Here is a 19,456-nt window from a genome sequence, read left to right as displayed (position 1 = left end):
CCCAACACCACCAGCAACACCACCGTCCCCACCCGCATGCTCGTCCTCTGGTGCCCCGACTGGCCCGCCGTCGCGGCGAGTGCCGCGGCCGGCGTGCCCCTCACGCGGCCCGCGGCGGTCTTCCTCGCCAACCGGGTCGTGGCCTGCACCGCGGTGGCGCGCAAGAACGGCGTGCGGCGCGGGATGCGGCGGCGGGAGGCGGAGTCGAAGTGTCCCGAGCTGGCCGTGTTCGGGGTGGACGACGGGCGTGACGCGCGGCTGTTCGAAACCGTCGCCATGGCGGTGGAGGAGCTGGTCGTCGGGCTGGAGGTGGTGCGGCCGGGGCTGATCGCGGTGCCCGTTGCGGGCGCGGCGGGGTACTTCGGGGGCGAGCACCCGCTCGCGGAGAAGCTGATGGACCAGGTGGCGGCGGTGGCGGGCGTCGAGTGCCAGATCGGGGTGGCCGAGGGGCTGTTCGGAGCCACGATCGCGGCCCGCCACGGTGAGTTCGTGCCGCCCCGGCAAACGAGGGAGTTCCTCGCCCCGCTGAGCATCACCGAGCTGGACCAGCCGGACGTCGAGCGCAAGGAACTCGTCGACCTGCTCACGAGGCTGGGGCTCAGGACGCTCGGGGCGTTCGCCGCACTCACCGAGCGCGACGTGATGTCCCGCTTCGCGCTCGACGGGGTGCTCGCCCACCGGCTGGCGCGCGGGCTGTCGGAGCGGCCGCCGCTGCGGCGCAAGCCGCCCGCGGACCTCACGCTCGTCGAGGAGTTCGACCCGGTGCTGGAGCGCGTCGACGTCGCCGCGTTCCTCGCCAAGAACCTCGGCGCGCGGTTCCACGCGGCGCTCGCCGACCGCGGCCTGGCGTGCACGCGCCTCGGCATCTACGCCACCACCGAGGGCGGCGAGCAGCTCGGCCGCGTCTGGCGCTGCGCGGAACCCCTGACGCCCCAAGGGGTCGCCGACCGCGTGCGCTGGCAGTTCGAGGGCTGGCTGAAAACCGACCGGCCCACCTCGGGCGTCGCGCGGCTGCGGCTGGAGCCGGAAGAGACGGTCGAGGGCAAGTCGCTGCAGCTGGGCCTCTGGCACGGGGGCAACCGCAGCGAGGACGACGAGCTCACCACCGAACGCGCCGCCCGCGCCTTCGTCCGCGTGCAGGGCCTGCTCGGCCCCGAAGGCGTGGTCACCCCGATCCTCGACGGCGGCCGCGACCCCGCCGGCCGCGTCCGCCTCATCCCGTGGGGCGACCCGCGTGAGCCCACCTCGCCGCCCGACGCCACGTGGCCGGGCCGGCTACCGGCGCCTTCGCCCGCGACGGTGCTCGAACAGCCCGTGCCGGTGCAGGTCGTGGACGAGCAGGGCGTGCCCGTGGGCATCACCAGCCGCAAGCAGCTCACGGCGCCGCCGTGCCGGCTGAGCGTCGCGGGTGGCCCGCCGCGCACGGTTCTCGACTGGGCCGGTCCGTGGCCCGTCGCGGGGAGCCGCCGCGCGGCCGCGCCACAGCAGGCCCGCCTGCAGCTGCTCCTCGCCGCCACCGGCCGCGACGACACCGACGAAGCCGTGCTCGCCCTGTGCTCCGGCACCGAGAATCCGATGTGGACAGTGGAAGGAATCTACGACTGATGGAAGAGAACACCAGCCTGCTCATCCCGAGCCCCCGCAAGTCGCCCGAAGACGAGTAGATGGCCTGGAACAACCCGCCCGTCCCGTGGCAGGACCTCGCCCGCGCGCTCGACGGCGAAATCCCGCCCGGCGACCACGGCGACAGCCCCGCGTGGGGCCGCAAACGCGACGTCTACCGCCGCCCCGCCGACGTGCCACCGCCGCGCAGCGAGGTCGAGACGGAGCCGCGTGTGCCGTACGCGGAGCTGCACTGCCACTCCAACTTCAGCTTCCTCGACGGCGCCAGCCACCCCGAGGAGCTCGTGGAAGAAGCCGCGCGGCTCGGCCTCGACGCCATCGCGCTCACCGACCACGACGGCATGTACGGCGTCGTCCGCTTCGCCGAAGCCGCGAAAGAGCTCGGCGTCGCCACGGTGTTCGGCACCGAGCTGAGCTTCGGCCTGTCCGCGCCGCAGAACGGCGTCGCCGACCCCGAAGGCGAGCACCTGCTGCTGCTCGCCCGCGGCGACCACGGCTACCGCAGCCTGTGCCGCGCCATCACCGCCGGCCAGCTGCGCGGCTACGACGGCACCGCCGGCGACCAAGCCGAAAAAGGCCGTCCCGTGTACGACCTGCGGGCCGTCGCCGAGGAGGTCACCGGCCAGTGCGCCGTGCTCACCGGCTGCCGCAAGGGCTCGGTGCGGCAAGCCCTCCTGCACGACGGCCCGGCCGCCGCGGCCACGCAGCTGCGGAAACTCACGGAACTCTTCGGCCGCGACAACGTCTACGTCGAGCTCTTCGACCACGGCCAGCCCCTCGACAGCACCCACAACGACGTCCTCGCCGAGCTCGCCCACGACCTCGGCCTGCCGACCGTGGCCACCACCGCCGCCCACTACGCCCGCCCCGAACGCGGCCGCCTCGCCGACGCCGTCGCCGCCATCCGCGCGCGCCGCGGTATCGACGACCTCGAAGGCTGGCTGCCCAGCGACGGCGCGGCTTTCCTGCGCTCCGGCACCGAAATGGCCGAGCGCTTCCGCCGTTACCCCGGCGCGGTCCAACGGTCGGCGCTGCTGGGCGTGGAGTGCTCGTTCAAGCTCGAACTCCTCGCACCCGAGCTGCCGCCGTTCGACGTTCCCGAAGGCCACACCGAGACGACGTACCTGCGCGAGCTCACGATGCAGGGCGCCGAAGAACACTACAAGGGCAAGAAAGACGAAGCCGCCGCATACGCGCAGATCGAGCACGAGCTGAAGATCATCGAGGATCTCGGGTTCCCCGGGTACTTCCTGATCGTGTGGGACATCGTGCGCTTCTGCCGCGACAACACCATCCTCTGCCAGGGCCGCGGCTCGGCCGCCAACTCCGCCGTCTGCTACGCGCTGGGCATCACCAAGGTCGACCCGGTCAAGTACAAGCTGCTCTTCGAACGCTTCCTCGCCCCCGACCGCGACGGGTACCCGGACATCGACCTCGACATCGAGTCCGACCGCCGCGAAGAAGCCATCCAGTACGTCTTCACCAAGCACGGCCGCCTCAACACCGCCCAGGTCGCCAACGTGATCACCTACCGCGCCCGCTCCGCGATCCGCGACGCCGCCCGCGCGCTCGGCTACTCACCCGGCCAGCAGGACGCGTGGAGCAAGCAGATCGACCGCTGGGGAGCGTTGCGCAGCACCGAAAAGGACCACGACCACGACATTCCCGACGACGTGGTGCAGCTCGCGTTCGCGCTCGAGGACTTCCCGCGCCACCTCGGCATCCACTCCGGCGGCATGGTGATCTGCCACGAGCCGGTGAGCCAGGTCGTGCCCGTGGAGTGGGCGCGGATGGAGAACCGCAGTGTGGTGCAGTGGGAGAAGGAGGACTGCGCCGCGGCGGGGCTGGTGAAGTTCGATTTGCTGGGCCTCGGCATGCTGTCGGCGCTGCACTACATGCTCGACCTCGTCGAGGAGCACAAGGGCGAGAAGATCGATCTCGCCGACCTTGACCTGGAAGACGGCAACATCTACGAGATGCTCTGCCGGGCCGACGCGATCGGCGTGTTCCAGGTGGAGAGCCGCGCGCAGCTCGCCACGCTGCCGCGGCTGCGGCCGACGGAGTTCTACGACCTGGCCGTGGAGGTCGCGCTCATCCGGCCCGGCCCGATCCAGGGCGGCTCGGTGCACCCCTACATCCGGCGCAAGCAGGGGCGCGAGAAGTGGGACTACGACCACCCGCTGCTCGCGAACGCGTTGTACAAGACCAAAGGCGTGCCGCTGTTCCAGGAACAGATGATGCAGATCGCGCTCGACGTCGCCGACTTCACCGCAGCCGAAGCCGACCAGCTGCGCCACGCCATGGGCTCGAAACGGTCGGAGCGCAAGATGGAGCTGCTGCGGCAGCGGTTCCTCGACGGCGCCACGGCCAAGGGCGTCGGCCGCGAGCTGGCGGAGCAGATCTTCCTGAAGCTCAAGGCGTTCGCGAACTTCGGCTTCCCGGAGAGCCACGCTTTGAGCTTCGCGTACCTGGTGTTCGCGAGCGCGTATTTCAAGTACTACCACCCGGACGCGTTCTGCGCGGGGCTGCTGCGCGCGCAGCCGATGGGGTTCTACTCGCCGCAGTCGCTGGTGGCCGACGCGCGCCGCCACGGCGTCACGGTGCTCGGCCCCGACGTCAACCGCAGCCTGCCGCACGCCACGCTGGAACCGTTGCCGGGCAAGGGAAAGCTGCACCCGGTGCGCGGCGGCCTCGGCACCGTGCGGCTGATCGGCGAGGAGCCGGCGAAGCAGATCGTGGCCGAACGGTCCCGCGGTGAGTTCACCAGCATGTCCGACTTCGCCCGTCGCGTGCGGCTCACCGCGCCGCAGCTGGAGGCCCTTGCCACGGCCGGCGCCTTCAGCGGCTTCGGCGGCGACCGCCGGCAGGCCCTGTGGTCGGCGGGCGCCGTCGCGCAGGACCGCCCGGACAAGCTGCCTGGCACCGCGCCCGGCGTCGACGCCCCCACGCTGCCCGGCATGGACGAGCTCGACCTCGCCGCCGCCGACGTGTGGGCCACGGGCCTGTCCCCGGACAGCTACCCCACGGAGTTCGTGCGCGACCACCTCGACACGCTCGGCGTCGTCCCGGCCCACCGCCTGCTCGACCTCGACGACGGCGCCCGGGTGCTCGTCGGCGGCGCCGTCACCCACCGCCAGCGCCCGGCCACCGCAGGCGGCGTCACCTTCATCAACCTCGAGGACGAGACGGGCATGGTCAACGTCGTCTGCACCCTCGGCCTGTGGCAACGCTTCCACCGCGTCGCCCGCGCCAGCACCGCCCTGCTGGTCCGCGGTGTGCTCGAAAAGGCCGACGGCGTGGCGAGCGTGCGGGCGCAGAAGCTGGAACCGCTGCCCCTGCGGATCACGGCGAAGTCGCGCGACTTCCGGTGAGCGCGGTGTGACATCCTGTCGGAGTGATCGAGACCGGTGAGGACTACCGCGACGCCGTGCTTTCCGGGCAGTGGTGGGAAAAACGTCAGTTCACGGGCTGCGACTTCGCCGAGGCCGACCTGCGTGACCTGCGCACGCGCGGCTGCACCTTCGACAACTGCGACTTCACCAAGGCCGACCTCGCCGGCTCCCGCCACGACGCCTCGGCGTTCCGCAGCTGCACCTTCGATCGCGCCGTGCTCGCCGACAGCCGGTGGTCGTCGTGTTCGCTGCTCGGTTCGTCCTTTGTGGACTGCCGGGTCCAGGGTATCGCGCTCACGGAGTGCGACCTGTCGCTGGCGTCCCTGTCCCGCGGCCGGCTGCGCAAGCTCCAGCTCTCCGGCCTGCGCCTGCGCGAGGTCAACCTCACCGAGGCCGACCTCACCGACACCGACCTGCGCGGCTCCGACCTCAGCGGCGCCCGCCTCCAGGGCGCCAAACTGTCGGGCGCCGACCTGCGCGGCACCCTGCTCGACGCCAACGCACTGGTGCAGGCCGACCTGCGCGGCGCCTACGTGGACGTGGACACCGCGATCGCTTTCGCCGCGGCCCACGGGTTGATCGTCAAGTAGCCGAAAGAACGCTGGCCGCGGATCCGGTCGCGGGGCGATGATGCTCGGGTGCGACCTGACGATGTGATCAAGGCCTACCAGGCGTTCTTCGCCGGCGACCGCCGTCCTCTCGACGTCATCGGCTTCTTTCGCGACGTGGTGGCCACCGTGCCCGCGTACCGGAAGTTCCTCGACGCCCAGGGGGTCGACCCGGCGACCGTCGAGACCCTCGACGACTTCCGGCGCCTGCCGCCGACCTCGAAAGCGACCTACCAGAGCCGGTACTCGCTGCCGCAGCTGTGCCGCGACGGCCGCCTCGACGGGTGCGACGTGATCGCCGTTTCGTCGGGTTCCTCGGGCAGCCCCACGATCTGGCCCCGCTCGCTCGCCGACGAGCTGCACATCGCCGAGCGGTTCGAGCAAGTCTTCCGCACGTTCGGTGCCGATACGCGCGCCACGCTGGCCGTCGTGTGCTTCCCGCTGGGCACCTGGGTCGGCGGCCTGTTCACGACGGCGTGCGTGCGCCACCTCGCGGCCAAGGGCTTCCCGATCACGACGGTCGCGCCCGGCAACAACAAGGCCGAGATCCTGAGGGTGCTGCCGGAGCTGGCGCCCCACTTCGACCAGGTCGTGCTGCTCGGCTACCCGCCGTTCGTGAAGGACGTGGTCGACAGCGGCAGCGGCTGGACCGAGCACTCGGTGAAGATGGTGTTCGCCGGTGAGGTGTTCAGTGAACAGTGGCGGGACCTGGTCGCGGTGCGCGCCGGCGTTGCCGACCCGGTGACCGACCTGGTTTCCCTCTACGGCACCGCCGACGCCGGCGTGCTCGGCACCGAGACCCCGACGTCGGTCTCGATCCGCCGGTTCCTCGCCGAAAAGCCCGCGCTGGCCCGCGAACTCTTCGGCGAGTCCCGCCTGCCGACACTCGTGCAGTACGACCCCACGAGCCGGTTCTTCGAAGCCGAAGGCGGGACCCTGCTCTTCTCCGGCGACAACGGCGTGCCCCTGGTCCGCTACCACATCGCCGACGAAGGCGGGGTGATCCCGCACGCCGACCTGCTGGAGTTCTGCGCCCGCCACGGGTTCACCCCTGCCGACGGCCCGGACCTGCCGTTCGTGTACCTCTTCGGCCGCTCGCTGTTCACGGTGTCGTTCTTCGGTGCCAACATCTACCCGGAGAACGTGACTGTCGGGCTCGAACAACCGGACGTCAGCGGCTGGGTCACCGGCAAGTTCGTGCTCGAGACCTACGAAGACGCCGATCGCGACCGCCGGCTGCGGATCACTGTCGAGCTGGCGCCCGGGCGGGACGGCGACGCGGCCCTGCTCGCCACGTCGATCCGCGACCAGCTGCTGCGGCTCAACAGCGAGTTCGCCCACTACGTGCCCGCCGAACGGCAGCTGCCCGAGGTCGTCCTGCGCCCGGCCGGCGACCCCGAGTACTTCCCGGTCGGCGTGAAACACCGCTACACGCGAAGCACCTGAAGAAAAAGGGGTGGGACCCGCAGGCCCCGCCCCTTCAAGCACTTCAGTCGATCGGCGGTTCGCCCGGCTCGAGTTCGATCAGGTCGCCCTCGGCGAGCAGTTCCTCGATCGACGCGGGCAGCAGGTACGCCGAGCCGCCGCCGGGCTGGTTGAACCACGGGATGGCGACGCCCGCGAGCGTTTCGAGGGGACGCTGCACGCGGTACACGTGATACGGCCGGTTCACCCACTCCGGCACCAGCGAACGCTCCTCGAACGGCGTGCCCGCGGCGTAGGTCAGGTTGCCGTTCGGGCCGCCGAAGCGGTCGAGCTCGCTGCCCGCGGGCAGTTCGCGCAGCTCCTTGCCCCGGAACAACGTCAGCGGCGGCTCGCCCGACAACGGTCCGATCGGCCACTGGTTGTTGCCGGTGCCGTTCGCGGCGGTGCGCGGTGCGCCGTTGGCCCGCGCGGGCTCTTCCCGGCGCGGCGGAGCGACGGGGGCACCCTGGCCACCGAGCGGGCCGGGCCCACCGAGGCCGGGACCGCCAGGTCCACCGGGCGCACCAGGTCCGCCCGGACCACCGGGACCGACCGGCGCACCGGGCCCCGTCGGCAGGCCCAGACCACCGGCCGGGGAAGCGGGCGGCAGCGGCGGCTCGCGCCGCGGCGGCGCCTGCACCGGCGGGGTCACCTGCGTCGGCGGCTGGACCGGCGGCATCGGCGGAGGCGGCGGCACCTGCCGAGGCTGGGGCTCTTCCGCCTCGGGCTCGTCGGCGAGCAGTTCCTCGGCCGAGGTGAAGGCCGTCTGCTCCTGCGGCGGCACGGTCTCCCGCGGGCGCACCGGGAACGAACCCGTCGCGACCTCGGGCGACACCGTCGCCACCACCGGCGGCTTCGGGGCCTCGGGTTCGGGCGCCACCACCGGCGGCTGCTCCTCGGCAGGCTCGTGGCCATCGGGGTGCAGCAGGACCTTCCCGAGCATGAACGCGGCGGCGTCGTCGGAATCGCCGAAGACCGCGGGGTTGATCAGCTCGCCGTCGTACCAGCCGACGCGCCAGCCCTCGTCCACCTGTTCCACGGTCCAGCCGCGCTCGGTCGGCGTGCCCAGCTGGTAGGCGGCGTCCGGCACGTCGAGCTCGTCGAGCCGCGTCTGCAGCTTCGCCAGCGCGGGTTCGGCCGGCAGCTCGCGGCGCACGCGACGAGCCGGCTGCCGTGGCGGGGCCGGCGGCTCGGCGGCCGGCTCCTGCCGGGCCGCGCGCGCGGGCGTCGGCAGCTCAGGTACGGGCAGGACCCCGGGCACGCCCTCGTCCGGCGTGATCATCGCGGTCGGCGGGCCCGAGTCGAAGGCGGGCTCGCGGCCGGCGGGGGCACCGCCTTCGCCGGGCTCGTCGTCGTACTGGGCTTCGTCGTACTCGGACTCGGTGAAGTGCTCGTCGTCGTACTGCTCGCCCTGGTACGGCCCGGCCTGGTCGTACTGACCGCCCTCGAAGGGCTCGCCCTTGTCGAACGCCGGGCCGCTGTCGAACGGCTGGGTGTGCTCGATCGGCTCTCCGTTTTCGAAGTGCTCGGCGTCCTCGAACTGGCCGTCTTCGTACTGCTGCGCGCCACGGTCGGCCGGGGCGTAAAGGGCCGTGTGCTGCTCGGCCGGCTCGTCGTGCCGCGGTGGTTCGTCGGTGTGGGTGAACAGCACCGGCTCTTCTTCGGGCTCCGGCTCGGCCTCGACGGGCGCGTACAGCGCGGTCTGCTCGGCGTCCTCCTCCGGCGGGGCGGAGTTCGGGTCGACCGGCGCGTACATGGCCGTGCGCTGCTGCTCTTCGTGCGGCGACGGAGCGGCGTTGGGGTCGACGGGCGCGTAGAGCGCAGTCCGCTCCGCCGCCGGGGCCGAGCTGTCGGCCGGGGCGCCGGCGCCGCCGGCCGCCTGGTCGTGGGCCGGTTCGAAGTCCTGGTGCTCGTCGTCGAACCGGTCTTCGCCCGCGAAGCGGTCGTCGAACTCGTCGTACTGCTCGTCCTGGTACTGCTCGTTCTGGAAGCCCTGCCGGCTGTTGTCGTGCTGCTGCTGCGGGGCCTCGTCGAAGACCTGCTCGAACGGCGGTCCGGCCGACAGATCCGGCTCGGCGGGCGGGGTGTGCACGGCGAGCGGCACGTCCACCGGCGCGGGCGGCGCCTCGGGCGAAGGGGCCGGAGGGGCTGAGGGCGCCGGAGGGGCCGGCGGCGTCACCGGAGCCGGTGCGGCCTGGGCGGACGGGGGAGCGGGCGGCGCCTGGGGCGGCTGCTGCTGTTGCGGCTGCGGGCCGGGGCGCTGCTGCTGGCTGCCCCGCGTGAGGTACGCGGCGGCACCCTGCAGCGCGAGGTCGTCGACCTGCGGCAGCTGGAAGCCGTTGGACCGGATGTGCTCGACCAGGTCGGGCTCGGGCGAGACACCGTACTGGCGCAGGTAGAAGTTCACGGCCGCGGGCCAGATCCACTGCCCGTCGCTGTGGAAGGCCACGGGCACGGTCGCCTCGGGCGTGGGCGCGAGGCGGTCGATGTCGTAGCCGCGGTCCTGCACCACCACGGGCGCGTGGTCGAGGTAGTCGAGCAGGCGGTCCTGCTCGGACACGTCGAGGTCGGGCCGGTTGATGACCGGGCGCCCGGCGGGCCCGATCGTGTCGAAGATCCGCGCGATGCGGAAGTGCGGCCCGGGCTGCTCGGGGCCGAGGCCGGACAGGCGCCGGATCAGCCATTCCGGCACGTTCTCCTCCGTGCGGGGGAACATGCGCAGCTCGTCCTGGTACGCCTGCGGCGGCGGCGCGAGGTGCCAGGTCGGCTCCTCGCGGTTGTACTCGAGGTTGTAGCTGGACGGGTGGTCGAGCTGGTAGCGCGCGTTGAACCACGTGCCGCGCCCGTCGCGGTACATGCCGGCGCGCAACCGGCCGAAGAGCGTCGCGATGTCGTGGGTCGCGACCCACTCCTGCCCGGTGCCGTCCTCGGTGCGGATCTCGCCCGTCAGCTCGTGGTACCGGCCGACGGCGCGGTACTCCACCGTGACCTTGCGCCAGTCGCGCGGTGCTGCGCGCAGCAGGGCGAGCCCGATCTGCTTGACCAGTGTGTCCTGCTCGGTCGCGTTCAGCTGCGTCGTCGGTTGTGCCACGGGAACATTTTGACGGTTCGCGCGCGCGAACGCACCCCGCATAGGTCTTTTGCCACGCAGAGGCGGTCTGACCTCGGTCGACGCGCGATGCTCAAGATCACACACCCGTGCGGGCTGGGTCCGGGCTCCGGCGTTGGGGTGACCACGAGTCTACGTCCGGTGGCCCTGCGCGCCCATTCGCGACGCGCGAGGCCGATCGGGTGGTCCTGTGAACACGCTGCGTGTGCGGAACGGGCGAGGTCCGGGCCCGGTCGGTGCTTTGCGAGAATGGTCACGTGACGGCGAAGATTCTGGACGGCAAGGCCACGAAGGACGCCATTTTCGCGGAGCTGGCTCCGCGGGTGGCCGCGCTCGCCGAGCGGGGCGTGGTCCCCGGGCTGGGCACGGTGCTGGTCGGCGACGACCCCGGCTCGCACTCGTACGTGAAGATGAAGCACGCGGACAGCGCGAAGATCGGCGTGAACTCGATCCGCCGCGACCTGCCCGCGGACATTTCGCAGGAGAAGCTCGAGGCCGTCATCGACGACCTCAACGCGGACCCGGCGTGCCACGGCTACATCGTGCAGCTGCCCCTGCCGAAGCACCTCGACGCGAACCGGATCCTCGAGCGCATCGACCCCGACAAGGACGCCGACGGCCTCGCGCCCACCAGCCTCGGGCGCCTCGTGCTCGGCCAGCGCGGCCCGCTGCCGTGCACGCCGTACGGCATCATCGAGCTGCTCAAGCGCCACGATGTGGAGCTCAACGGCGCCCGCGTGACGGTGGTCGGCCGCGGCATCACCGTCGGCCGCACGATGGGCCTGCTGCTCACTCGCCGCAGCGAGAACTCCACCGTGACGCTCTGCCACACCGGCACCCGCGACCTCGCCGCCGAGGTCCGCCGCGCCGACATCGTGATCGCCGCCGCCGGCGTGCCCGGGATCATCAAGCCCGACATGGTCGCGCCGGGCGCGGCGGTGCTCGACGTCGGCGTCTCCCACGTCGACGGCAAGCTCACGGGCGACGTCGACCCGGGTGTCGCCGAGGTGGCCGCCTGGCTGTCGCCCAACCCGGGCGGCGTCGGGCCGATGACGCGGGCGATGCTCGTGTCGAACGTCGTCGAAGCCGCCGAGCGCGCGGCCGCGAGCCGATGACCATGACCACCGAGCGGCCACGCACGCAGCGGTCCTGGACCGTCCACGTGCCGTTCGGGGTCGTTTTGCTCCTGCTGCTGGCCGCGGCCCTGCGGATCCTGCAGTACCACTGGCGCGAGGGCGCGGTGCTGGTCGGCGTCGCGCTGCTGGTCGGCGGCCTGCTGCGCCTCCTGCTGCCGGAGGACCGCGTGGGCCTGCTGGCGATCCGCGGCAAGGTCGTGGACGTCGTCACCTACGCGGCGCTGTGCGCGGCCGTGCTCTACATCGCGTTCACGATCGTGGGCGGTCCGTTCGACGCGACGTCCTGACCCCGTCACGACGAGTGGCCCCGCACCCGGTCCGGTGCGGGGCCACTTTTTCATCGAGCCTCATGAAGCCAGCGCGAGCTCCCGCTGCTGCGCCGCGCGGGCGTCGCGCCGGTCGATCGTGCCGGAGACGGCCGCGATCGACAGCCCGACCACGGCCAGCGAAGCGCCGACCCAGTTGGGCGCCACCAGGCCGAGCCCGCCGGCGATCACCAGCCCGCCGAGGTACGCGCCGATCGAGTTCGCGATGTTGAACGCCGACTGCACCGCCGCCGACACCAGCGACGGGGTGCCGCCGGCCTTCTGCATGATCCGCGTCTGCATCATCGGGCCGATCATGAACCCGGCCACGCCCACGAAGAAGATCGTGATCGCCGCGCCGACCTTCGACTGCGCCGTGAGCGTGAAGATCCCGAGCACCACGGCGAGCGAGAGCATCGCGCCGTAGAGCGAAGGCATCAGCGCACGGTCCGCCAGCCGGCCGCCGAGGTAGTTGCCCACGGTCATGCCCACACCCGCGAGCGACAGCAGCAGCGTCACGTCGGCGGGCGAGTAGCCGGCGACGTCGGTCAGCATCGGCGCGATGTAGGACATGCACGCGAACACACCACCGAGCCCGAACGTCACGATCGCCAGCGCCAGCCACACCTGCGGGCGCCGGAACGCGCTCAGCTCACCGCGCAGCGACGCCTCGGCCGGGCGGCCCTGGTGCGGCACGAGCTTGAAGATCGCGGCCGCGGCCACCAGGCCGATCACGGCGACGACGCCGAACGTCGCACGCCAGCCCACCTGCTGGCCCAGCAGCGTGCCCAGCGGCACGCCGACGACGTTGGCCAGCGTCAGGCCCATGAACATCATCGACACGGCCTTCGCGCGGTCACCCGGCTTCACCAGGCTCGACGCGACCACCGCGCCGGCGCCGAAGAACGCACCGTGGGGCAGGCCGGCCAGGAAGCGGAACGCGATGCCGAACCCCTGGTTCGGCGACAGCGCGAACAGGCCGTTGCCCAGCGTGAACAGGCCCATCATCGCGAGCAACATGGTCTTGCGCGGCAGCCGCACGGCCACCGCGGTGAGCAGTGGGGCGCCGATCACGACGCCGAGCGCGTACGCGGAGATGAAGTAACCGGCGGTGGGGATGTCGACGTGGAAGTCCGCGGCTGCCTGGGGCAGCACACCCATCATCACGAACTCGGTGGTCCCGATGCCGAAGGCACCGATGGCGAGCGCGAGCAACGCGACGGGCACGGCTCTCCTTCCTTGAGAAATCGATTACTCCGTCCGGGCGACACCCGGTTCTGAAGCGCTTTAGTTCTTGAGCAAAAAACAAGACAGCTCCGACGTCGTCGTGGGCTGCCTGCGATCAGTTCAACCGATGGGGTGGGGGTTTGTCATCCCGGTATCCGGGTGAGGCTGTTCACGTAACGCGACCGTCGGCGGCTGAGTGAGCGAACCGACCGAGGGGCGGGTCGTCAAGATCGTTGCGGGGCAAGGGGTCGGGCCGGGTGGTGTCGGGCCGGGTGGTGCCGACTTGTCGGCCGGAGATCCGGTCCGCGGGCCCGGCGGCGGGGTGGTCGGCGGTGTGGACTTGGTCACCGGCACCTCTGGCGTTTCGCCGACGCGGGTCGTGGTGGCGTCGAACGGCGGAGCGGGGTCAACCGGCCATAGTGAGGAGTACTTTTCAGCAGCGCCCCTCCTGGTTTTCGATCTTCGAGGTAATCTCGGTCGAGCGAAGATCGACTTTATTTCAATGAATTCCCCAAGGGGTACATCCATGTCTTTTTCCGGTTTCTTCTGATCGAGGCCGAGTGTATTGGCGCTGGAGTCCTTCAGTGTCGGGACCAGCGGTTACATCGTCACCGGGGTGTTGCCCGCTTTGACATCCGAGCTGCACGTTTCGATAACTTCGGCGGCGCAACTTGTCACGGCCTTCGCCATTTCATATGCCGTCGGTTCTCCGTTTTCGGCGGCGGCCACCGGCGCCTGAGATCGCCGCAATTTGCTGGTTGTCGCACTTGTCGTAATCGGCTTCGGTAATGTTTTGACGGCAATGGCGCCGAACTATTCAATGATTTTCATCGCGCGGATCGTCACTGCCGTCGGAGCAGGTCTGTTCATGCCGTGCGCCTCCGCCGTGGCCGCGGTGCTGACCACGCCGGACCGCCGCGGCAGCGCCGTGGCGACGGTGTACGGCGGGCTCACCTTCGCGTTGATCCTGGGCGTGCCGCTCGGCACCCTCAGCTCCCAGTGGTGGAGTTACGAGGTCGCGTTCCTGCTGGCCGGCGTGCTGGCGCTGGCGAGTGCGCTCGCCGTGGGGCTGGTGCTGCCGCGCGTCGCGCCGGCGCCGGCCGTGCGGCTGGCCGAGCGCTTCGTGGTCGCACGGGACCGCGGCGTGGTGTTCCTGCTGGTCGCGGCCATGATGTTGTCGCTGGGCGGCTTCATGGTCTACACCTTCGCGTCGTCGCTGCTCGCGGTGCTGGCCCACGCGTCCGGCGGCACGGTCGCGGGCCTGCTGTTCTGCTACGGCGTCGGTGGTGCGCTCGGCAACTCGCTGGGCGGCCGGACAGGCGACCGGTGGGGATCGCGGGGGCCGTTGCTCGTGGTCTTCGGTGGCATGACCGTCGTGCTGGCTCTGCTGCCCCTCACCTCGACGACGGTGGCCGGCGCCGGCGTGACGCTCTTCGCCTGGGCGCCGTCATGTGGGCGTTCAACCCGCCGATGCAGCACCGGCTGATCGAGCTTTCGCCGCGCCACGCGGGCCTCGCGCTCTCGCTCCACGGCTCGGCGATCTACTTCGGCATCGGACTGTTCGGTGTCGTCGGCGGTGAAGCGCTCACGATCGTGGGCGCGCGGACGTTGCCGGAAGTCGCGGCGCTGCTGTGCGCGGCCGCCGGCGTGGTGCTGGTGGTCTTCTGGGGGACACGCCGCGCCCGTCGTGGCGAGGCGCGGGAAGAAGCGGTCGTCGGCTAGTCGCTGTGGATTTCGCAGTCGGGCCCGGGGTACACGAGTGCCTCGTGCCCGTCGGCGAAGCGGACCACGTAGGGCGGTGCGCCGTCCGGGCCGCGCACCTCGAGGATTTCGGCGCGCTGCTCGGCCGCTCCCACCGTGCGCCCGTGGACCTGGATCTCGTCTCCTACCGTCGCGTACATGGGGTTTCACCTCCGTCGGTCCAGAGTAGAAGCGCGTCGCGGCCGCGTACAGGGCAGTTGTGCCAGGCTGGCCGGATGGCTGAGGTTCTGGACGTGGCCCAGGGGGCGGGCGGCGAACTCGTGCTGCGCCGCGCCGGCGCGGCCCTCGAGGTGATCGAGAACGGCGTGTTCCTGATGGACACCCGAAACGGCGAATCCGAACGGCTCCTCGTGTCCGGTGCCGCCGACCTGCTCGCCCCGGGCGCGCGGGTGCTCATCGGTGGCCTCGGCGTCGGTTTTTCATTGCGGGCCGCCCTCGATCACCCGCGGGTCGCCTCGGTCGTGGTGGTCGAACGCGAACCCGCGGTGATCGCGTGGAACCGCACCGGACCGCTTCGCGCGGTCCATGACTCGGCGCTGGACGACCCCCGCGTCGACCTCGTGCAGGCGGACCTCGTGCCCTGGCTGCGTGCCTGCACCTCGACCTTCGACGCGCTGTGCCTCGACATCGACAACGGTCCCGAGTGGACGGTGACCGAAGGCAACGGCGCGCTGTACTCGGAGTCCGGTGTGGACGGTCTGGTCCGGCTGCTGCGTCCCGGCGGCGTCCTGGCGGTGTGGAGTGCCGGGGCGGCACCCGCGTTCACCCGCCGGCTGCGGGAGCGGTTCGCCGACGTGCGCGTGACGGAGGTCCCGGTGCCGCGCGGTGAGCCGGACGTGCTGTGGTTCGCGCGCACCTGAGGGCGGCCGTCGAGGAGGCGCGGCCTGGTGCGGCGTTTTTCGCCGCACCTACGGAGGTTTCGGCGTCTTCGGTCCGCGGGCGTGGACTTCACCGACGAGGCCGCGGTCTCCGGGTGCCGACCGTCGGCTTCGGCACTCGCCTACGGGACGGCGCCGCTCGGTGCTGGGCGTTCGGGTGGCGACCTGCCAAAATGGACCGCATGACGCGTGAAGTGCACCTGAGCGGCGACGCCGAAGCCGACAAGCTGCTGAGCGAGGACCCGGTGGCGCTGCTCGTCGGCATGCTGCTCGACCAGCAGATCTCCATGGAGGTCGCCTTCCTCGGCCCGCGCAAGATCGCCGACCGCATGAACGGGTTCGACGTGCGGCGCATCGCCGAGGCGGACACCGAGGAGTTCGTCGAACTGTGCGTCACACCCCCGGCGATCCACCGCTACGGCGGCTCCATGGCGCGCCGCGTGCAGGCGCTGTGCCAGTTCCTCGTGGAGCACTACGACGGCAACGCCGAAGCGCTGTGGACCGAAGGCCGCCCCAAGCCCGACGGCCCCGAGGTCCTCAAGCGCCTCAAGGCCCTGCCCGGCTACGGCGAACAGAAGGCCAAGATCTTCCTCGCCCTGCTGGGCAAGCAGTACGGCGTGCAGCCCAAGGGCTGGCGCGAAGCCGCCGGCTCCTACGGCGACCGCGGGTCCCGCCGCTCGATCGCGGACGTGGTGAACGCCAAGACGCTGGCGGAAGTCCGCGCGTTCAAGAAGGAACAGAAGGCGGCGGCGAAGAAGTAGCGCCGTTCTCGTCTGCTCGGCGCCAGCGGCCGATCCCGGCTTAGGGTGGCGTGCAGCCGCTGTCGGACCAGCGACATTCGTGTCTGCCGCCTTCTGGTTGGCGAGAGACACGAATGGTCGCTTGGTCTCCTGCGCATGGACCTGCTGCCCGGTTGCGGTCAGAAGGCACGGTCCAACTTCAGGACACAGCTCCGGCCGCCTGCGGCAAGCAGCTACCGGACCGCCCTCACCGCGAACACCACCCGCTCCCGTCCGCCGAGGTGGGCCGTCACCGTCTGACCCTCCGCCGACGAGAACCCCGCCGCGGTGGCCAGGGCGGCGGCTTCGTCCTGCGAGGCCGGAATCCGCAGGTCCCGGGGCATCAGCTCGGCCATTGGCCCTTCGCGCTTTAAGCGGGCCGACGAAGAGATGCTGAACGCCAGCACGCCACCGGGGCGCAGGACCCGTGCCCAGTCGGTCAGGGCGGCGGCGCCGAGGAAGTGCAGTGCCGACGCGCACACCACCGCGTCGGCGGCCCCGTCGGCAACCGGCAGGGGCACCGCGGGCCCCACGTGCCACGAGATCACCCCCGCCGGATCCAGCGAAGCGGCCTTCGTGCGTGCCCGCTCGATCATCGCGGGGGAGAAGTCCACGCCGAGCACTGACGTGGGCGAAAGCCGAAGCGAGGCGAAAGCCGCCGCGCCCGTGCCGCACCCCGCGTCGACCAGCAGCGCGGGGCGCGGGGGCAGGAGGGAGATGAGGGTGTCGGCTACCAAGGGGTGGAAGAGATCGTCGTCGTAGTCGGCGGCCTGGGCGTCGAAGATTGAGGTCACGACAAGCACCGTATCGGCCCTGACCAGCGGTTTTTCACTCCAACCGACGTCGTCCGGCGAAGCCGAGGTCCACGCGGTGGTACCACGACAGCTCGCGGTCGCCTTCGAGCCAGCACAGCAGGACGTCGTCGCCGTTCAGCGACGCCGGGAAGTCGACCAGCAGGGGCGCGAAGCCCTTGAGTTCGGCGCCCGTGCGCTGGACGGTGGTCATCAGCTCGTCGAGCCGGGCCTGCGCGGCCTTCCACTCCGGCAGGCCGCCGAGGTCGGTGTCGCGGCCGCCCGGGCGCAGCGACGCCGCGAGCTCGGCGGCGTCGGCGCGCACGCGGATGAGCTCGGCGAGGACCGGGAGCAACCGGGAGAGCTCGGCGCGCGCCTCGGCCACGGTGAACAGACCCATGTGACGATGTTCTCACTGCGGCCCGGGCGCCCTCACCTCCCGGGCCGCCGCCGGACGACCGTTGCCGCCAGGGCCGTGCCGACCAGCAGGAACCCGACAGCGAGCAGTGCGCCGGAGTACATCCACGACGACAGCCCGAACGAAAGCCCGCCGTGCGGGAGGTCGCGCAGCAGGTCGAAGCCCCATTCCGGCTCCGCGAGCGAGATCACGCCGGGCAGCACGCCCCACACGAGCCCGCCGAGCAGCGGCCCCGAGGACGACCACGCCCCCAGTGCCGCGACGCCCAGCAACAGGATGGCGCCGGCCACCACCAGGGCGATGCCGAGCGCGTCGGCGCGTGCGGTGAGGGCTTCCATCACGATCATCTGCTGCCGGTAGCCGCCGGCCGCGAGCAGACCCAGTGCGACGGGCGTGACGACGAGGCCCAGCAGCCCGCTGAACACGCGCGCCAAGGCGCGGCTCGGCTGCGATGGCTGGTGGACGGGCGGTGGAAAGGTGGCGTACGGGTCGGAATACGACATAGCGTGACCTCCCGGGTGGCTGGTTCCCCGATGGGATGGTCGTCGACCTCACCCGGTTCCGCGACCGGCGAACGCGTGGTGTGCCCGCGCGTCGGGGGCGGAAGCAAGAGGGGGAGACTTGATACCGACCACTTCTGGAACCATCCAGCTCCGGCAAGCAGTACGCTTGTACCGCTACCGACGAGTCGAAGAAGCAACGCGAAGATCCGCGGAAGGAGCACCGCTGCTCATGGCCAAGATCAAGGTCCAGGGCACCGTCGTCGAGCTCGACGGCGATGAGATGACCCGCATCATCTGGCAGTTCATCAAGGACAAGCTGATCCACCCGTACCTGGACGTCGACCTGGACTACTACGACCTGGGCATCGAGGAGCGGGACCGCACCGACGACCAGATCACCATCGACTCCGCCAACGCCATCAAGAAGCACGGCGTCGGCGTCAAGTGCGCCACGATCACGCCCGACGAGGCGCGCGTGGAGGAGTTCGGCCTGAAGAAGATGTGGCGGAGCCCGAACGGCACCATCCGCAACATCCTCGGCGGCGTGGTCTTCCGCGAGCCGATCATCATGCAGAACGTGCCCCGCCTGGTACCGGGCTGGACCAAGCCGATCATCATCGGCCGCCACGCCCACGGTGACCAGTACAAGGCCACCGACTTCAAGGTTCCCGGCCCCGGCACGGTCACCATGACCTACACCCCGGCCGACGGCTCCGAGCCGATGGAGTTCGAGGTCACCAACTTCCCCGAGGGCGGCGGCGTCGCCATGGGGATGTACAACTACCGCAAGTCGATCGAGGACTTCGCGCGCGCGTCGCTGCAGTACGGCCTCGACCGCGGCTACCCGGTCTACCTCTCGACCAAGAACACGATCCTCAAGGCCTACGACGGCATGTTCAAGGACGTGTTCCAGGAGATCTTCGAGGCCGAGTACAAGGCCGACTTCGACGCCAAGGGCCTCACCTACGAGCACCGCCTCATCGACGACATGGTCGCCGCGGCGCTCAAGTGGGAGGGCGGCTACGTCTGGGCCACCAAGAACTACGACGGTGACGTGCAGTCCGACACCGTGGCCCAGGGCTTCGGCTCGCTCGGCCTGATGACGTCGGTGCTGCGCACGCCGGACGGCAAGACCGTCGAGGCCGAGGCCGCCCACGGCACGGTCACCCGGCACTACCGCCAGCACCAGCAGGGCAAGCCGACCTCCACGAACCCGATCGCGTCGATCTACGCGTGGACCCGGGGCCTGGAGCACCGCGGCAAGCTCGACTCCAACTCGGAGCTCATCGGCTTCGCGAACACCCTCGAGCGCGTGGTCGTCGACACCGTCGAAGGCGGCAAGATGACGAAGGACCTGGCGCTGCTCGTCGGCAAGGACCAGGCGTGGCAGACCACCGAGGAGTTCCTCGGCACGCTCGACGAGAACCTGGCCAAGAAGATCGCGCAGGGCTGATTTTTCGGC

At 71.0% G+C, this 19,456-nt stretch carries 18 protein-coding genes; 12 read left to right on the top strand and 6 right to left on the bottom strand.

Features of this window, described 5'->3' with window-relative positions:
- The first annotated feature begins 36 nt into the window (after positions 1–36).
- The 4 genes from ACWEOE_RS07960 to ACWEOE_RS07945 are packed head-to-tail and all read left to right on the top strand — an operon-like array spanning position 37 to position 7,069.
- Positions 37–1,605 (top strand): DNA polymerase Y family protein, encoded by a 1,569-nt coding sequence (locus ACWEOE_RS07960; protein WP_452005688.1) that lies wholly within the window; start codon positions 37–39, stop codon positions 1,603–1,605.
- 59 nt (positions 1,606–1,664) lie between these two features.
- The gene (locus ACWEOE_RS07955) at positions 1,665–4,994 is read left to right on the top strand and encodes an error-prone DNA polymerase (RefSeq protein ID WP_452005487.1); all 3,330 of its coding nucleotides are present in this window, start codon (positions 1,665–1,667) and stop codon (positions 4,992–4,994) included.
- Between the two features lie 23 nt (positions 4,995–5,017).
- Positions 5,018–5,605 (top strand): pentapeptide repeat-containing protein, encoded by a 588-nt coding sequence (locus tag ACWEOE_RS07950; protein WP_452005484.1) that lies wholly within the window; start codon positions 5,018–5,020, stop codon positions 5,603–5,605.
- Between the two features lie 48 nt (positions 5,606–5,653).
- On the top strand, positions 5,654–7,069 hold the full coding sequence (locus ACWEOE_RS07945) for a phenylacetate--CoA ligase family protein (protein WP_452005481.1): 1,416 nt from the start codon (positions 5,654–5,656) through the stop codon (positions 7,067–7,069).
- 43 nt (positions 7,070–7,112) lie between these two features.
- Here ACWEOE_RS07945 and ACWEOE_RS07940 read toward each other — a convergent pair whose 3' ends face one another.
- Positions 7,113–10,178, bottom strand: a complete 3,066-nt coding sequence (locus ACWEOE_RS07940; RefSeq protein ID WP_452005478.1) for a TNT domain-containing protein — start codon at positions 10,176–10,178, stop codon at positions 7,113–7,115.
- Between the two features lie 275 nt (positions 10,179–10,453).
- Between ACWEOE_RS07940 and ACWEOE_RS07935 the strand changes: the two genes are divergently transcribed.
- Complete coding sequence (locus ACWEOE_RS07935; RefSeq protein WP_452005475.1) at positions 10,454–11,311, top strand: bifunctional methylenetetrahydrofolate dehydrogenase/methenyltetrahydrofolate cyclohydrolase; 858 nt, start codon at positions 10,454–10,456, stop codon at positions 11,309–11,311.
- Positions 11,308–11,619, top strand: coding sequence for a DUF3017 domain-containing protein (locus ACWEOE_RS07930; protein ID WP_452005472.1), 312 nt, complete (start codon positions 11,308–11,310; stop codon positions 11,617–11,619). Before ACWEOE_RS07935 ends, ACWEOE_RS07930 begins: the two co-directional genes overlap by 4 nt.
- A gap of 60 nt (positions 11,620–11,679) precedes the next feature.
- Here ACWEOE_RS07930 and ACWEOE_RS07925 read toward each other — a convergent pair whose 3' ends face one another.
- Positions 11,680–12,864 (bottom strand): MFS transporter, encoded by a 1,185-nt coding sequence (locus ACWEOE_RS07925; RefSeq protein ID WP_452005469.1) that lies wholly within the window; start codon positions 12,862–12,864, stop codon positions 11,680–11,682.
- A gap of 196 nt (positions 12,865–13,060) precedes the next feature.
- On the opposite strand from ACWEOE_RS07925, the gene ACWEOE_RS07920 reads away from it, so the two are divergent.
- From ACWEOE_RS07920 to ACWEOE_RS07910, 3 genes are all read left to right on the top strand, one after another.
- Entirely contained in the window at positions 13,061–13,414 is a 354-nt protein-coding gene (locus tag ACWEOE_RS07920; RefSeq protein WP_452005466.1) for a hypothetical protein, read from the top strand.
- A 252-nt stretch (positions 13,415–13,666) separates the two neighbouring features.
- Positions 13,667–14,350 carry an MFS transporter gene (locus ACWEOE_RS07915; RefSeq protein ID WP_452005463.1) on the top strand — a complete coding sequence of 228 codons (684 nt, stop codon included), beginning with the start codon at positions 13,667–13,669 and terminating at the stop codon, positions 14,348–14,350.
- A complete protein-coding gene (locus ACWEOE_RS07910; RefSeq protein ID WP_452005461.1) occupies positions 14,335–14,586 on the top strand; it encodes a hypothetical protein in 252 nt (83 codons plus the stop codon). Before ACWEOE_RS07915 ends, ACWEOE_RS07910 begins: the two co-directional genes overlap by 16 nt.
- On the opposite strand, the gene ACWEOE_RS07905 is transcribed toward ACWEOE_RS07910, so the two are convergent.
- Positions 14,583–14,765 (bottom strand): DUF1918 domain-containing protein, encoded by a 183-nt coding sequence (locus tag ACWEOE_RS07905; protein ID WP_452005458.1) that lies wholly within the window; start codon positions 14,763–14,765, stop codon positions 14,583–14,585. The genes ACWEOE_RS07910 and ACWEOE_RS07905 overlap by 4 nt on opposite strands.
- Positions 14,766–14,840: 75 nt before the next feature.
- Between ACWEOE_RS07905 and ACWEOE_RS07900 the strand changes: the two genes are divergently transcribed.
- Both ACWEOE_RS07900 and ACWEOE_RS07895 read left to right on the top strand, forming a co-directional pair.
- On the top strand, positions 14,841–15,485 hold the full coding sequence (locus ACWEOE_RS07900; protein WP_452005456.1) for a spermine/spermidine synthase domain-containing protein: 645 nt from the start codon (positions 14,841–14,843) through the stop codon (positions 15,483–15,485).
- A 200-nt stretch (positions 15,486–15,685) separates the two neighbouring features.
- On the top strand, positions 15,686–16,264 hold the full coding sequence (locus tag ACWEOE_RS07895; RefSeq protein WP_452005453.1) for an HhH-GPD-type base excision DNA repair protein: 579 nt from the start codon (positions 15,686–15,688) through the stop codon (positions 16,262–16,264).
- A gap of 212 nt (positions 16,265–16,476) precedes the next feature.
- On the opposite strand, the gene ACWEOE_RS07890 is transcribed toward ACWEOE_RS07895, so the two are convergent.
- Genes ACWEOE_RS07890 through ACWEOE_RS07880 form a run of 3 tightly spaced genes read right to left on the bottom strand, consistent with a single transcriptional unit; the run spans position 16,477 to position 17,994 of the window.
- Positions 16,477–17,076 (bottom strand): class I SAM-dependent methyltransferase, encoded by a 600-nt coding sequence (locus tag ACWEOE_RS07890; RefSeq protein ID WP_452005450.1) that lies wholly within the window; start codon positions 17,074–17,076, stop codon positions 16,477–16,479.
- Between the two features lie 34 nt (positions 17,077–17,110).
- Entirely contained in the window at positions 17,111–17,473 is a 363-nt protein-coding gene (locus tag ACWEOE_RS07885; protein ID WP_452005447.1) for a DUF2203 family protein, read from the bottom strand.
- 32 nt (positions 17,474–17,505) lie between these two features.
- Complete coding sequence (locus tag ACWEOE_RS07880; RefSeq protein WP_452005445.1) at positions 17,506–17,994, bottom strand: hypothetical protein; 489 nt, start codon at positions 17,992–17,994, stop codon at positions 17,506–17,508.
- Positions 17,995–18,223: 229 nt separating this feature from the next.
- Here ACWEOE_RS07880 and ACWEOE_RS07875 point away from each other — a divergent pair, with 229 nt between their 5' ends.
- A complete protein-coding gene (locus tag ACWEOE_RS07875) occupies positions 18,224–19,447 on the top strand; it encodes an NADP-dependent isocitrate dehydrogenase (protein ID WP_452005443.1) in 1,224 nt (407 codons plus the stop codon).
- Positions 19,448–19,456: the final 9 nt, after the last annotated feature.

The organism is Amycolatopsis sp. NPDC004368, from assembly GCF_053602515.1.
The sequence above is the reverse complement of the archived record's forward strand: the minus strand, read 5'-3'. Positions and strand labels throughout refer to the sequence as shown.

Excerpts from the sequence above, each read along its gene's own strand:
- ACWEOE_RS07955 (WP_452005487.1), top strand. The coding sequence starts at position 1,665 with ATGGCCTGGAACAACCCGCCCGTCCCGTGGCAGGACCTCGCCCGCGCG.
- ACWEOE_RS07895 (WP_452005453.1), top strand. The coding sequence starts at position 15,686 with ATGACGCGTGAAGTGCACCTGAGCGGCGACGCCGAAGCCGACAAGCTG.
- ACWEOE_RS07905 (WP_452005458.1), bottom strand. The coding sequence starts at position 14,765 with ATGTACGCGACGGTAGGAGACGAGATCCAGGTCCACGGGCGCACGGTG.
- ACWEOE_RS07910 (WP_452005461.1), top strand. The coding sequence starts at position 14,335 with ATGCAGCACCGGCTGATCGAGCTTTCGCCGCGCCACGCGGGCCTCGCG.
- ACWEOE_RS07930 (WP_452005472.1), top strand. The coding sequence starts at position 11,308 with ATGACCATGACCACCGAGCGGCCACGCACGCAGCGGTCCTGGACCGTC.
- ACWEOE_RS07875 (WP_452005443.1), top strand. The coding sequence starts at position 18,224 with ATGGCCAAGATCAAGGTCCAGGGCACCGTCGTCGAGCTCGACGGCGAT.
- ACWEOE_RS07900 (WP_452005456.1), top strand. The coding sequence starts at position 14,841 with ATGGCTGAGGTTCTGGACGTGGCCCAGGGGGCGGGCGGCGAACTCGTG.
- ACWEOE_RS07960 (WP_452005688.1), top strand. The coding sequence starts at position 37 with ATGCTCGTCCTCTGGTGCCCCGACTGGCCCGCCGTCGCGGCGAGTGCC.
- ACWEOE_RS07880 (WP_452005445.1), bottom strand. The coding sequence starts at position 17,994 with ATGTCGTATTCCGACCCGTACGCCACCTTTCCACCGCCCGTCCACCAG.
- ACWEOE_RS07915 (WP_452005463.1), top strand. The coding sequence starts at position 13,667 with ATGGCGCCGAACTATTCAATGATTTTCATCGCGCGGATCGTCACTGCC.
- ACWEOE_RS07885 (WP_452005447.1), bottom strand. The coding sequence starts at position 17,473 with ATGGGTCTGTTCACCGTGGCCGAGGCGCGCGCCGAGCTCTCCCGGTTG.